At 28.9% G+C, this 14,669-nt stretch carries 15 protein-coding genes; 3 read left to right on the top strand and 12 right to left on the bottom strand.

What is annotated here, in order from left to right:
* Positions 1-21: 21 nt before the first annotated feature.
* From BRSU_RS04010 to kdsA, 4 genes are all read right to left on the bottom strand, one after another.
* Complete coding sequence (locus tag BRSU_RS04010) at positions 22-819, bottom strand: transketolase (RefSeq protein WP_048593912.1); 798 nt, start codon at positions 817-819, stop codon at positions 22-24.
* A gap of 57 nt (positions 820-876) precedes the next feature.
* Positions 877-1,266, bottom strand: a complete 390-nt coding sequence (locus BRSU_RS04005; RefSeq protein WP_048593910.1) for a GIY-YIG nuclease family protein — start codon at positions 1,264-1,266, stop codon at positions 877-879.
* On the bottom strand, positions 1,256-1,936 hold the full coding sequence (locus BRSU_RS04000; RefSeq protein WP_048593908.1) for a cytidylyltransferase domain-containing protein: 681 nt from the start codon (positions 1,934-1,936) through the stop codon (positions 1,256-1,258). The genes BRSU_RS04005 and BRSU_RS04000 overlap by 11 nt, the downstream gene beginning before the upstream one ends.
* Positions 1,937-2,320: 384 nt before the next feature.
* Positions 2,321-3,136 carry a 3-deoxy-8-phosphooctulonate synthase gene (gene kdsA, locus BRSU_RS03995; RefSeq protein ID WP_048593906.1) on the bottom strand — a complete coding sequence of 272 codons (816 nt, stop codon included), beginning with the start codon at positions 3,134-3,136 and terminating at the stop codon, positions 2,321-2,323.
* Between the two features lie 647 nt (positions 3,137-3,783).
* Here kdsA and BRSU_RS03990 point away from each other — a divergent pair.
* Genes BRSU_RS03990 through BRSU_RS03980 form a run of 3 tightly spaced genes read left to right on the top strand, consistent with a single transcriptional unit; the run spans position 3,784 to position 7,301 of the window.
* On the top strand, positions 3,784-4,347 hold the full coding sequence (locus BRSU_RS03990; protein ID WP_048593904.1) for a GNAT family N-acetyltransferase: 564 nt from the start codon (positions 3,784-3,786) through the stop codon (positions 4,345-4,347).
* Positions 4,338-4,865, top strand: a complete 528-nt coding sequence (locus BRSU_RS03985; protein ID WP_048593902.1) for a GNAT family N-acetyltransferase — start codon at positions 4,338-4,340, stop codon at positions 4,863-4,865. Before BRSU_RS03990 ends, BRSU_RS03985 begins: the two co-directional genes overlap by 10 nt.
* A gap of 60 nt (positions 4,866-4,925) precedes the next feature.
* Entirely contained in the window at positions 4,926-7,301 is a 2,376-nt protein-coding gene (locus BRSU_RS03980; RefSeq protein WP_048593901.1) for a glycoside hydrolase family 3 C-terminal domain-containing protein, read from the top strand.
* Between the two features lie 84 nt (positions 7,302-7,385).
* Here the strand turns inward: BRSU_RS03980 and BRSU_RS03975 are convergent, their stop codons facing one another.
* From BRSU_RS03975 to greA, 8 genes are all read right to left on the bottom strand, one after another.
* Positions 7,386-7,814: a PepSY-like domain-containing protein gene (locus tag BRSU_RS03975; RefSeq protein WP_048593899.1), complete on the bottom strand. Its 429-nt coding sequence runs from the start codon at positions 7,812-7,814 to the stop codon at positions 7,386-7,388.
* 191 nt (positions 7,815-8,005) lie between these two features.
* Complete coding sequence (locus BRSU_RS03970; RefSeq protein WP_048593898.1) at positions 8,006-9,292, bottom strand: glucose-1-phosphate adenylyltransferase; 1,287 nt, start codon at positions 9,290-9,292, stop codon at positions 8,006-8,008.
* Between the two features lie 95 nt (positions 9,293-9,387).
* Entirely contained in the window at positions 9,388-10,173 is a 786-nt protein-coding gene (locus BRSU_RS03965; protein WP_048593897.1) for a Cof-type HAD-IIB family hydrolase, read from the bottom strand.
* 25 nt (positions 10,174-10,198) lie between these two features.
* Positions 10,199-10,987: a Cof-type HAD-IIB family hydrolase gene (locus BRSU_RS03960; protein WP_048593896.1), complete on the bottom strand. Its 789-nt coding sequence runs from the start codon at positions 10,985-10,987 to the stop codon at positions 10,199-10,201.
* Positions 10,988-11,008: 21 nt separating this feature from the next.
* A complete protein-coding gene (locus BRSU_RS03955; RefSeq protein ID WP_048593895.1) occupies positions 11,009-11,806 on the bottom strand; it encodes a Cof-type HAD-IIB family hydrolase in 798 nt (265 codons plus the stop codon).
* 142 nt (positions 11,807-11,948) lie between these two features.
* The gene (locus BRSU_RS03950; RefSeq protein WP_048593894.1) at positions 11,949-12,473 is read right to left on the bottom strand and encodes a DJ-1/PfpI family protein; all 525 of its coding nucleotides are present in this window, start codon (positions 12,471-12,473) and stop codon (positions 11,949-11,951) included.
* A 35-nt stretch (positions 12,474-12,508) separates the two neighbouring features.
* Entirely contained in the window at positions 12,509-14,002 is a 1,494-nt protein-coding gene (gene glgA, locus BRSU_RS03945; protein WP_048593893.1) for a glycogen synthase GlgA, read from the bottom strand.
* Between the two features lie 167 nt (positions 14,003-14,169).
* Positions 14,170-14,634: a transcription elongation factor GreA gene (gene greA / locus BRSU_RS03940; protein WP_048593892.1), complete on the bottom strand. Its 465-nt coding sequence runs from the start codon at positions 14,632-14,634 to the stop codon at positions 14,170-14,172.
* Between the last annotated feature and the right edge of the window lie 35 nt (positions 14,635-14,669).

Raw genomic sequence — 14,669 nt, 5'->3', positions numbered from 1 at the left:
CCTTAATGTTTATAATTTTAATTAATCAAGTTTGTTCAACTCTTCCATAGCTTTTTCATATTCTTCTTTATTAGGAGCTTTTCCATGCCAGCCTACAGCATTTTCCATAAATGAAACTCCTTTACCTTTAACTGTTTTAGCAATTACGCATTTAGGTTTACCGAATACCTTTTTAGCAAATACTTCTTCAAGTTCTTTTTCATTATGTCCGTCAACAACAAATGTTTCAAAACCAAATGCTTTCATTTTAGCTTCCAAATCACCTAAACTCATAACTTCATCATTTTTACCGTCTATCTGTAATCCATTATGATCTATGATAAGAGTATAATTATCAAGCTTGTAATTAGCAGCAGCCATAGCTGATTCCCAGAAAGTACCTTCCTGAGCTTCGCCATCACCAGCAATAGCAAATACTTTAGAATCTTTTTTATCCAATTTATATCCTAAAGCTACACCTAAAGCAATACAAACTCCCTGTCCCAAAGAACCTGTAGATGCCTCAACTCCTTCTAAATGTTTTTTATCTGGGTGTCCTTGAAGTCTTGAACCCAACTTTCTATAAGTTAAAAGCTCATCTGTTGAAAAATATCCTCTATGAGCTAATGTAGAATAAAGCACTGCAGAAGCATGTCCTTTAGACATTATAAGTATGTCCCTGCCATCCATTTTTGGATTTTTAGGATCAATATTCATAATCTTAAAATATAGAGTATGCATTATTTCTACCAATGATAAAGAACCGCCTATGTGTCCTGAATTGGCATTATAAACCATACTTACTATATCTTTTCTTATTTGAGTATTTAAAGAAGACATAATAATTCCTTATATAGTATAATTTTTACTTAATGATACAATATAATAATATTATTGTCAAATAATATTATTAGAAACTACATTATTTACATATTCTATATTCTTTTTGCCGATGCTTCTAATACTTACACTACTCTTAAAACCTTTCTTCTTATTTTTCATTTCTTTTATATAATAACTTTTAAGAAGTCTGTTATTTTCTATAAACATACTTTTTACTTTTTTATCTACACTTTTTATATAATGCTCTACACTCAAAGCAATATTAACATTTTCAACCTTCCAAGCAGATAAATATTTTAAAGGCTTACGCAATTTTGTATAATTAGCACCCCTACCCTTTGCATGCTTATTAAATCTATTTATAAGATCATTAGTAATGCCTGTATAGTATGAATTGTTTTCACATAGTATTATATAAACATAATAAATTTTATTATCTTCCATTTCTTATATCGCTTATTATAGTATCAACATCAACATATATATCATTATTATATTTTTCAAAAATCTTGCATACATTATTATAATCTTCAATAGTATCAACAGTAGTTCTAAGTTCCGGCATAGCAAACTCTTCATTTACTTTAGGATTTTCTATTTTGAATTTATCTGGGTTTCTATAATGATACTGTGTGATATGCTCATGCTCAAAACTGTCTTTAGAATTATCATCAGCAATTTTTAAAGCCTCATAATTTATCACTTCCACACCGCTACCATAAGGAAGTAAATTATAATGACTAAGATCAGCATTTTTTTCTATATGATAATCTATAATCATATCCAAAGCCTTAACACTCACCAAAGGATTATCACCTGTAGCACGCACAACTATATCAGCATTAAACTCTTCAGCAGCTTTTCTATATCTGTTAAGTACATCTTCTTCGCTTCCAACAAAATAACTGCATTTCAATTCATCAAATATATTTTTAAAAGCTTCATAAGATTTTTCTTCAGTAGCCACCACTACATCATTAGCCCTTTTAGAACTTCTTAATCTTTTAATAATAAGTTCAAGCATACTATTACAATTAGCCATAGGTTTTAATGCTTTTTGAGGAAGCCTTGTAGAACCTAATCTTGAAGCAAGTACAATAACTATCTTTTTCATATTTGAAATTCCTATTTTAAATTACTAATTTTATTAAATATAATTCTATTAATTTATACATAAACTATTATATTTTGTCAAAAATAAAATTAATATTTATATCTTGATATTGGGGCTTTGCCCCCGCGAAGCGTACCCGTAGGGTAACCCCACTTCTTTTGTTGCCACAGGTGAAGCCCGCCTCGCGAAGCGTACCTTTGGCAGGCGAGAAGCAAAAAGGCTATATTTTATATTAAATCTCATCATTTATATTATAAAAATCAAATTGTATGATTCAATACTAAATTTTATACTTGAAGTTTTACATTATGAATGCTTACAAAGTAACACAACTGTGTGATTCATATGGTAACATTTATGATACTGATCATTTCAATATTTTAATTACAAACTATTAACTAAATCATTGATCTTTATAACCTGAGTCCACAACTCCTCAACCTTATTCAAATCAAATATAGTGCCTGAATCTGAAGGGCTTTTATCAGGATTAGGATGCACCTCCATAAATACAGCGTCTATTCCCAAAGCGACAGCCGATTTCAATATAGCAGGTATGAACTCTCTAGCTCCTCCGGATTGTCCATTATTAGCAGAAGGCATTTGAAGCGAATGAGTAGCATCATACATAACAGGTGCATAATTTTTCATTATCTCCAAATTCTTCATATCTACAACTAAATTACCATATCCGAACATAGTACCTCTTTCACATAAAAAAAGTCTATTCTCATTTATAGCATCAGTACATTTATCAGTTATATATTTACAATCATAACCGCTTATGAATTGTCCTTTCTTAACATTAACAGCCTTTCCTGTTTCACATGCCGCTCTAAGCATATCAGTTTGTCTGCATAAAAAAGCTGGTATCTGTAAGAAGTCAACATATTTAGCAGCTTCTTCAGCATCTGTAGGAACATGTATATCTGTTAAAGTAAGAAAATTAAATTCTTTACCAACATTCTGAAGTATTTGAAGTCCCTCTTTCATTCCAAGCCCTCTGAAAGATGAAAGAGATGTTCTGTTTGCCTTATCAAAACTTCCTTTGAAAATTAATTGTATATTTAATTTATCTTTTATCTCTTTTAATTTTTTTGCTATAGTCATTGTCATTTCTTCGCTTTCTATAACACAAGGACCAGCAACAAATATTAAATCTTTATTTTTATTAGTAATGCCTTTATAATCAAAAATCATATTATATCCTTTTAAAAATATAAAAATTATGTTTATATGATACAATATTAACACTTAAAGTCAATGTACTAGCTAGTTATTATACGATGATATACTACATAATATATATTGAAACAAATACTAAGTACATATACGTTATATAAAGTGTATGTATTATTGTCAATATTGTTAGAATCATGATTTGAGTCTTAGACAGCCGACTTGACATAACGTTACTAAGGTAGGCATGCATCAAGGAAAAGAACAACAAAAAAATTGACAAACTTAAAAATTTTCAGTATATACCTAAACAACTATATTTTATAAATTTTTATATTGTTCTTTTTCCCGTCTACAGCGAAAGTGCAAGTATAAAATTAATACTAAATCATACTAATTTTGTATTATATGTAATAAAAATTATTAACTTTTGTATATTAATAAGTAATCAGCCGCACGTATAGTGGACGTTTGATAAGAGTAGGCAATACTGTGAGGAAAGCCTCCGCGAAGCGTACCCAATGGGTATAGGCGAATAGTTGACAAACTTAAAAATTTTAACTATATTCACAAATAATAAAAAATAAATCAAATATCAAAAATACTATATTTACTTAATTCTAAAAATAGTATATAATCGGACTAAATCTAATATTGGAGTTTTTATTATGATTAAATTGATTGAAATGAAAGAAAATTTAGAAAACAGAGATTTTTATAAGAAATTATATGACGATGCTTTTCCTCCTGAAGAAAGATGGAATTTTGATATGACTTTAGAAAACAAAGATAATCATAATTATAAATTTTATGCTATATTAGATGATGATGTTCCTATAGGCTTAACTATGCTCTGGGATTTGGATGATTTCAATTATGGTGAATATTTGGCTATAGATAAAAATTTAAGAGGCAAAAAATATGGTTCTGAAGTGCTTACTAAAATACTAGAAATATTAAGCAACAAATTAATAGTTATAGAAGTAGAGCCTTATGATTTAAATGAAATCGCACAAAAACGCATTGAATGGTATAAAAGATTCGGACTAATACTCGCCGATCATGAATATGATATGCCTTGTATAAATGAAAATCAGGAAATATCAACTATAAAAATGAAAATAATGACAAGCAGAAAGATACAGGATAAAGAAGAGCATGACAATATCACAAAAATAATATATAATAAGGTATACAAGCCTAGATTAGATGAAATAGATAAATGGAAATAGAATTAATAGAAAGTATTGATTCTTCAAACTATAATGAAGAAATTATAAAGGACTCTTTTAATATCCGAGAAAATTGGAGTTTAAAAGAGTCTTTAAATAATAATAAGAAGAAAATCAAACAAAATCTTTACGACATAAAAAAAGATAATATTCATATAGGCGTTTGCTTGTCTTGGCTTCTTGAAGAATTTTTATATATAGAATATTTCGCCATAGAAAGAAAATACAGATGTATGGGTTATGGTTCTGCTGCATTAAAAAAATTAATGAAAATGCATGATAATATAATAGTTGAAGTTGTGCCTGAAGATACTAATGATTTAGCATATAGGAGAGTAAATTGGTATAGATCTTTAGGCTTCTATTTATATAATGATACATATCCATATCCTTATTTTCTTGATAATGGAGAAGTTACATTTATAGATTTCAGATTAATGTCATCGAATGAACTTACAAGTTATGAATACAAAAAAATAGTTAATCTTCTTCATAAGAATATATATAATTTATATTGATTTACTAAAATATTTATACTATCATATAAATATAATAATCAAATTTTGAGGTATTGAATTATGAATGATAATAAATACTCGCAAAAAATAAAAGAATTAATGAAAGAAATGACTTTGGAAGAAAAAGTCTCTCTTTTAAGCGGTAAAGATTTTTGGTCAACAAAAGCAATAGACAGATTGAAAATAGACTCTGTATACTTAACAGACGGCCCTCATGGAGTGAGAAAACAAAGCACTGAATCGGATGAATTAAGTTTACAAAAGTCAGTTTCATCAACCTGCTTTCCTACCGCCTGCTGCTCTGCCTGTTCATTCGATCCTAATATAATGTATGAAATGGGTGAAGCTATATCAAGAGAAGCAAAGGCAAATAAAGTTTCTGTAGTATTAGGACCCGGAGTAAATATAAAACGCTCTCCTTTATGCGGAAGAAATTTTGAATATTTTTCAGAAGACCCATATCTTGCCGGAAAAATGGCTAGCGGATGGATAAATGGTTTGGAAGATAATGGAATACAATCAAGCCTCAAACATTTTGCTGCCAATAATCAGGAAACTTTAAGACTTATAATAGATAGCGTTGTTGATGAAAGAGCCTTGAGAGAAATATATTTATATGCATTTGAAATAGCTGTGAAAGAGGCTAAACCTTCTACTGTTATGTGTGCTTATAATAGTGTTAATGGAACATTCGCGTCAGAAAATAAATACTTGCTTACAGATATACTTAGAGATGAATGGGGATTTGATGGTATTGTCGTTTCAGATTGGGGTGCTGTAAATGACAGAGTTGAAGCTTTAAAGGCTGGACTTGATTTACAAATGCCTTCAACTAATGGTGAAGATGATAGAAAAGTTTATAATGCTGTAAAAGAAACTATTATAGATGAAAAAATATTAGATAAAGCAGTAGAAAGACTTTTATATTTCTCTCTATATTCTATGGATAATATTTATGATAATTTCGATTATGATAAAGAAGAACATCATAATATAGCTAGAAAAATCGCTGAAAACTCTATAGTATTGTTAAAAAATCAAGATAAAATACTTCCTGCCAAAAAAGAAAGTAAAATTGCTGTGATAGGAGAATTCGCTCAAAAGCCTAGATATCAAGGTAATGGAAGCTCTCTTATAAATGCATACAAAATAGATACTGCAGAAGAATATTTCAAAGAAAATAATATAGAATTTGATTATGCTAAAGGATACGATTCAAATTCAGCTGATATAGATAATGCCTTAATAGAAGAAGCAGTAAATATTTCAAAAGACAAAGATATTGTAATAATATTTGCAGGACTTATAAACTCTTATGAATCTGAAGGATTCGACAGAAAACATCTAAACTTGCCTGAAAATCATAATCATTTAATAGAAGAAATTTCAAAAGTGAATAAAAATGTAGTAGTTGTACTTTCTATAGGTGCGCCTGTTTTAATGCCTTGGATTGATAAAGTAAAAGGTGTGCTTAATTTATATTTAGCAGGAGAAGCTGCTGTAAGTGCCGCATTTAATATAATATTCGGCGTAGTTAATCCTAGCGGAAAATTGGCTGAAAGTTTCCCATTAAGTTTAGAAGATAATCCAAGCTATAAATATTTTCCCGGAGGCAACAAGGCTGTTGAATACAGAGAATCAATATTTGTAGGCTACAGATATTATGATAAAGCACAAAAGAATGTTTTATTCCCATTCGGATTCGGTTTATCATATACAACATTTCAATTCTCTAATTTAATTGTTTCAGATGCCAACACTATTGCAGGACTTGATAATATACATGTGGTATTCGATATAAAAAATACAGGAGATGTATTCGGATGCGAAGTTGCTCAAGTTTATATATCTGCTCCAGAAAACAATGTGTTTAAACCGCATAAAGAATTAAAGTCTTTTATAAAAGTATTTTTAGAACCCGGTGAAACTAAAACTGTTATATTAAAATTAAATAAAAGAAGTTTCTCTTTCTATAATGCTGATACTAAACAATATGAAATAGAAAGCGGAGTATATACAATATATATAGGAAATTCATCAAGAAATTTATTATTAAGTAAAACTATGGAAATAAACTCTATAAATTATTATCAAAAAAGAATTGATAATTATTTCAACTTTAAAGAGATAAATATTTCAGACAATGAATTCCAGCAGCTTTTAGGAAGAAAATTAAAACCTATAAATATAAAAGCATCTAAACCTTATCATCTTAATAATAATTTATCAGATTTGCTTGATAATAATATAGCAAAAGAATTTTATAATAAACTTTTATCAGGACTTAATGATATGTTTAAAGATGATAAAACAGACACTAAGAAAATGTTTGAAAGTATGATGCTTGAAACTCCTCTTCGTTCGCTTCACACTATGAGCGGAGGTATTATTACAAGAGAAGATGTTGAAAATTTAATAAATACTTTAAATAAATAATTACTTTAAAAATAAAAAAGCGACAGAGATTAATTATTAATCCTGCCGCTTTTATTTTTTAATCTTTTATTTTTGCATTATTGATTAATCATCAAATTGCTGCCCCATTATTTGTCCGTTTCCAGATACCATAACTTCCATCATATTATTTAATTTTAATTTATAATTGCCCCACTCTTTTTCTGCATCAATAATAGCAGCCTGAGGATATGCTTTTTTTACAGCTTGCAACACAGCAGAAGGAAAAGCAGCATCTGGTATAGGAGCATATTCGCTGTCTATATTCTGCCAATCTCCATTAGCTAAAAAGTCTATAGATACTCCATTAGACAAATTTACATCAAATTTTCTTCCATCTCTTTCAACTTTCCAAATCTGAACACCAGGGAAAACTCTATTTATAAAAGCTGTAGCTTGCTGAGGCAATGCTGAAGGCGGAACTACCATATCAGCAAAAAGACTAGAAGCTGATAAAATAAGTAATGATGCTAAAAAGATAGATAATTTTTTCATGATTTACTCTCCTTAAATATTGATACATGTAAATTATATTTACAATTATAAGTATAGCATTTTTATATTATTTGTCAAGTTTATTTACAATATTTTTACTATTTTTTTACATTTTTTTTAATTATATTATATAATAATATGGGTAGAAGATCAACTCCTACCCATAACAAACAAACTTAAACTAACAAATATTAGATAATTGTACCGCTTTTAACTATTGTATTTTTAGGAATTATTACAATACCATCTCTAATACAATAGAATTCGCTGTCCTGATGCTGTATTTTCTTTTTATTAGTAATAACAACATCATTACCTATTCTTACGTTTTTATCTATAATTACATTTTTAAGAGTGCATTTCTTACCGATACCAATTTTAGGAATATGCTTAACATTTAATCTCTCAATATCATCACTATCTTCATAATAGTCACTACCCATCATAACTACTCTTTCTAATGTAGAACCGCTTTGAACTACAGAACGAACACCTATAACACATTCTTTTATAGTAGCATTCTCTATTCTACATCCATCTGCTATGATACTAGATGTTACTGTAGCCTTTTCAACTTTAGAAGGAGACAAGTAACGAACATGAGTATATATAGGAGCATTTTCATCATAGAAATCGAAAGGAGGATTTTTACTTCCGAAAGATATATTAGCTTCAAAATAAGCTTTAATAGTTCCTACATCTTCCCAATAACCTTGGAAAGCATAACTGAATACTTTATATTTTTTGATAGCTTCAGGAATAATATCTTTACCGAAATCTATCATAGATACATCTGCTAAAATTTCTTTAAGTACATTTCTTCTAAATACATAAATACCCATAGAAGCCAAATATTCTTTATTAGGATCTTCTATATTAAACATTTTCTTTTGATCTTCGCTTAATTTTAAAGCATCAAGCTCTTCATCTTCTTTAGGTTTTTCCATGAAGTTAGTAATCTGACCTCTTTTATTTACTAACATAACACCGAAACCTTTAGCATCTTCTCTAACAACAGGAACTGTACCAACTACTATATCAGCGCCTGTTTCAAGCATATGCTGAAGCATTACATTATAATTCATACGATAAACCTGGTCGCCTGAAAGTATAACAACATTATTAACAAATTCATTATCAAAATGCGGAAGATTTTTTCTAACTGCATCAGCTGTTCCCTGATACCAATCTATGTTGGTATCTGTCTGTTCTGCAGCAAGTATACTTACATGACCGCCTGAAAAGTTATCGAATCTGTATGCATTGTATATATGATTATTCAAAGATGCACTATTGAATTGTGTTATAACATATATATTTCTAAATCCGCTGTTTATACAATTAGATACAGGTATGTCTATCATTCTGTATTGACCGCCCAAAGATACGGCAGGCTTAGAACGTGCTTTTACTAAAGGATAAAGTCTTGTTCCTCTACCTCCTCCAAGTATCAAGGCAACAGTATTAAATGCTCTCATAAAAAAACTCCAATAATTTTTTATTATCTAAAATAATTCATATATTATAAGTATAGTAAAAAATTATTGACTTTTCAAGAATTATCAATTATATATTACAATACATTAAAATGTTTTAAAGCATTATAAACACCATTATTATCTACATCATCTGTAATATAATTGGCAACTAACTTTACTTCCTCATTAGCATTACCCATAGCAACACCAATAGCTGCATGCTCTATCATAGTAATGTCATTTCCTCCGTCTCCAAAAGCCATTGTCTCTGATAAGTCTATACCGTAATATTCTATTATCTTATCTATACCTATATGCTTTCCTCCGCCTTTAGTATTAACATCTGTAAAATCAGGATGCCATCTGCTAGAGTCGCAATTTTTAAATATTTTGCTCATCAATTCCTTTTCCTTTTTAGAATCTACAAATAAATTTATTTGCAAAATATCATTTATATTTTCTTCCAAAAAATCATAATAATTATCAACTGATGGTATAGGAAGATTTATAGATTCAGAAACTTTTTTAACTTTATCTGTAATATAATTAATATATATACCGCTATTCATCATTACAGAGCATGGAAATTGTTCTTTATTTTTTAAATAATCTATTAATGAATATATTTCTTCTTTAGCTATACCATGTCTGTAAATTGATTTATCTCCTATATAACAATCAAAACCATTAGCTGTTATATATCCGTCAAACTTCAAATCGCCTAAATTATTTATATGTTTTTTTATTCTTCCTGTAGCTATAAAAACTTTTATTCCTTTTTCTTTTAAAACACTTATAGCTTCTTTTGAAGAATCTGAAACCTTATGAGTATTAAAACTAACTAAAGTACCATCTATATCAAAAAATACTGCTTTTATCATATAAAAATCCTTTTACCATTATACATTAATTTAATATATTAAAATGTTTTAAAGCCTTATATATTCCATCACTATCAACATCATCTGTAACATAATCTGCTATTCTTTTAACACTTTCATTAGCATTGCCCATAGCAACACCAATAGCAGCATGCTTAATCATAGAAACATCATTGCCTCCGTCTCCGAAAGCCATTGTTTCTGATAAGTCTATACCATAATATTCTATTATCTTATCTATACCTATATGCTTGCCTCCGCCTTTAGTATTAACATCTGTCAAAGCCGGATGCCATCTGCTGGACTCACAATTTTTGAATATTTTACTCATTAATTCTTTTTCTTTATTCTCATCTACAAATAAATTTATCTGCAAAATATCATCTATATTTTCTTCTAAAAAATCATAATAATTTTCTGCTACATTTATTTTAAGATTAATAGACTCTAAATATTTAGAAGCTTCATCAGTAATATAATTAATAAATACACCTTTAGGCATCATAATAGAGCATGGAAATTGTTCTTTATTTTTTAAATAGTCTATTAATGAATATATTTCTTCTTTAGCCATGGAACATCTGTAAATAGACTTATCACCTATATAACAATCAAAACCATTAGCCGTTATATATCCGTCAAATTCTAAATCATCTAGATTGTTTATATGCATTTTAATTCTTCCAGTAGCTATAAAAACTTTTATTCCTTTTTCCTTTAAAATTCTGATAGCTTCTTTTGAAGAATCTGAAACTTTATGAGTATTAAAACTAACCAAAGTACCGTCTATATCAAAAAATACAGCCTTAATCATATAAAAACCTTTATTCACATATTAATCTAATAAATTAAAATGTTTTAAAGCCTTATATACTCCGTCATTATCAACATCATCTGTAATATAATCTGCTATTTTTTTAACACTTTCATTAGCATTGCCCATAGCAACACCGATAGCAGCATGCTTAATCATACCTATATCATTGCCTCCGTCTCCGAAAGCCATTGTTTCTGATAAATCTATTCCATAATGTTCTATTATTTTATCTATACCAACTTCTTTACCGCTATATTTTGAATTTACATCAGCAAATGAAAAATGCCATCTGCTTGCTTTAGAATTTTTTAATACATTATCCATCAAATATTTTTCTTTATTTTCATCTACAAAAATATTAAGCTGCAAGATTTTATCATAATTATTTGCTACATAGTCATTAAAATCTACAGAATCCGGAACTTTTACATTAGCCATAGTATAAAGATGTGTAATTATATCATCTGTATAATTAATAAGTATATCATCACTTGTTATTACTGTACAAGGAAATTTATCTTTATTGAGGTAATCAACCAAAGAAAATAAGTCATTTTTATCTATAGCAACTCTGTATATTTCTTTATGATTTCCATTATCATTGATTAAACAACATCCGCCATTTATTGTAACATAGCCGTCAAACTCTAAACCATCTAAATTATCTATTTGAAATAAAGCCCTTCCGCTTGCTATGAAAACTTTTATACCTTTATCTTTTAAAATTCTAATAGCTTCTTTGGAAGAATCTGAAATCTTATGCGTATCAAAACTAACCAAAGTACCATCTATATCAAAAAATACTGCTTTTATCATTGTTAGTACCATCTTTTATTTTATAAATTTGAAATCTGCTAGGAATTAAATAATAATACAATTATTATTAATTATATGCAGTTTGTTCTTTAATAAAATAAAAGACCTAATAAATTATAGGTCTTTTATTTATCAAAATCAATTAAGATATATTACTCAATACTCCTAAAATAGCATTGGCAAATTCTTTTGAAGAAGTAGGACCATTAGCTGTTATAATATTGCCAGAAACAACAACATTATCTTTCAAAACATTGGCATTACCATGTCTTACATGCGATTCATCAGCTGGTAAACAAGTAACATTAATACCATCTAATATTTTAGCATTAGCCATAATTACTATACCGCTTCCTATACCTGCTACTATTTTTTGATTATCCAAAAACAATTTAGCAAGTCCCTGAGTGCGCCAATCATCCCATAAAGTTATGCATCCTATACCGCCTACAAAAACAATGGCATCAAATTCAATTGCATCAACCTCACTAAATAGTAAATCAATGTTTGTCATACCGCCTAATTTTCCCTGAGCTGTACCTATAAATGTAGATGATACTTCCGTTTTGTAGCCGGCAGCCTCAAAAATTTTTTTACTCTCAAAATATTCTTCGTCTTGGAAATTCTGACCAGACATAACATATAATATATTATTAGTTTTTCCCATTATACTATATCTCCAATATTTATTTTCAAAAATATTTATAAACCACAATTTTTATCATAATTATTTTTATTCAAAATAGCAAGTTCATAAGCCTTAACATATTCTTTAGCACTTTTCTCCCAAGAATTATCTATTTTCATAGCTCTTTTCTGCATAGCAGTAAATCTATCTCTATGATCATAATAAACACTTACAGCCCAACCTATAGTATTATACAATGCCGAAGGAGTAGAATCATAGAATTTAAATCCTGTACCTTCTCCTGTTTGCTCATTATAATTTTCAACAGTATCTTCAAGTCCTCCTGTAGCATGAACTATAGGTAAAGTACCATATCTTAGAGAGTACATCTGATTAAGTCCGCAAGGCTCAAATAATGAAGGCATTACAAATAAATCGCATCCTGCTTCTATCAAATGTGATAATTCATTGCTGTATCCTATATAAGAACCTACTCTTCCAGGATATCTCTTAGGTATATCACCAAAGAAACCTTCAAGACTTTTATCACCTGTACCAAGTATACAGAACTGAACTTTCATATTATTAACTAAAGAATCTATTATAGATGCTATAAAATGATATCCTTTCTGATCAACGAATCTTCCTATTGCTCCTATCAAAACAACATCATCTTCTTCTTCAAGTAAGAATCTTTTCTGAAGTTCTCTTTTACATACTTTTTTGCCTTCCATTTTATCTACTGAATAATTTTCAGGTATAAATTTATCTTTTTCAGGAGACCAAACTTCTTCATCAATACCATTAAGTATACCGAAGAAACTTGTAGTTTTATTCTGCAAATAAGGAGCCATACCATGTCCGCCGTAAGGAGATGCAATTTCTCTTGCATAGGTAGGGCTAACAGTAGTAACTACATCAGAAAAGAATATTCCTCCTTTAAGGAAATTTATATTACCATGATCTTCAAAAGTATCAGGGCTGAAATTATTCCAACCTAAACCTAAATAATCATAAGTTGTAGTAGCATTATATATACCTTGATAATTTGCATTATGTATAGTAAGCATACTAGCAGCATGACCTATTGGATCATTCCAGTGCCAAGTTTTAATATATGCAGGAATAGCTGCTGTCTGCCAATCATTAGCATGAACAACATCTACATTTAATTGCAAATCTTTACATAACTGCAAAGTAGCTCTTGAAAAGAATCCGAATCTCCAAGCATTATCCTGATAATCATTAAATGAAGCATCATGATAAAGCCCTTCTCTGCTGAAGAAATTATGATGTTCTATGAAATAAAAATCAATTCCATCTTTTACAGTCTTAAATACCGAGCACCATTCTTCTCCATTACCCATCCATACTCCCATAGTTGGAAGCACATTCTCTAAATAACAATCCTGAAAATTAATATCTCTATATTTAGGAAGTACTACACAAGCTTCTACATCAAGCTTTTTTAGATAAATAGGTAAAGCACCAACAACATCGGCAAGTCCTCCTGTTTTTATAAATGGTGTTGCTTCAGATGATGCTATCATAACTTTCATTTTTGACATATAAAACTCCTAAAATGTGGAATATATTTTTAAATATATAACTTTATTTAAAAACTTCAAGTGAAATTATGACTTTAGAATATTATTATAATAAAAAGTTTAATAAAAAACAAAAGAATTCTATTTTTTATTAAATAGAATTCCTTTTTTAAATAAATTATTACAAATTAAATACTAATTTCTAATATTTCTAAAACTTTATCACCAGCAGGTACCTTTATAGTAACAACATCACCAATTTTTTTACCTAATAATCCTTTAGCAATAGGAGTTACTATAGTTATTTCATTCTTACTCATATCTGCTTCTAATTCGCCGACTATTCTATATTCAAAAATAGCATTTCTTGTTTTATCTTTCACTTTTACTCTTTTACCGAAAGTTACAGTGTCCTTATCCAAATTAGCGGGATCTATTATCTCGCAGCCTGCCAAATCACTCTCCAACTTTGATATTTGAGCATTCAATAAACCCTGCTTCTCTTTAGCAGCATGATACTCAGCATTTTCTTTTAAATCCCCTTTTTCTCTAGCCTCAGCAATAATAGCAGGCAAAGTTTCAAACTCAGCCTTTAATTCAGCTAGTTTTGATTTAGCTTTATCATATCCTTCTTTTGTTATTGGTTTAGCCATTTTCAATATCCTTAAAATTAGTAATTCTGATATTA

The organism is Brachyspira suanatina, from assembly GCF_001049755.1.
Lineage (GTDB): Bacteria > Spirochaetota > Brachyspiria > Brachyspirales > Brachyspiraceae > Brachyspira > Brachyspira suanatina.
This window is presented reverse-complemented; position numbering and strand designations above follow the sequence as displayed.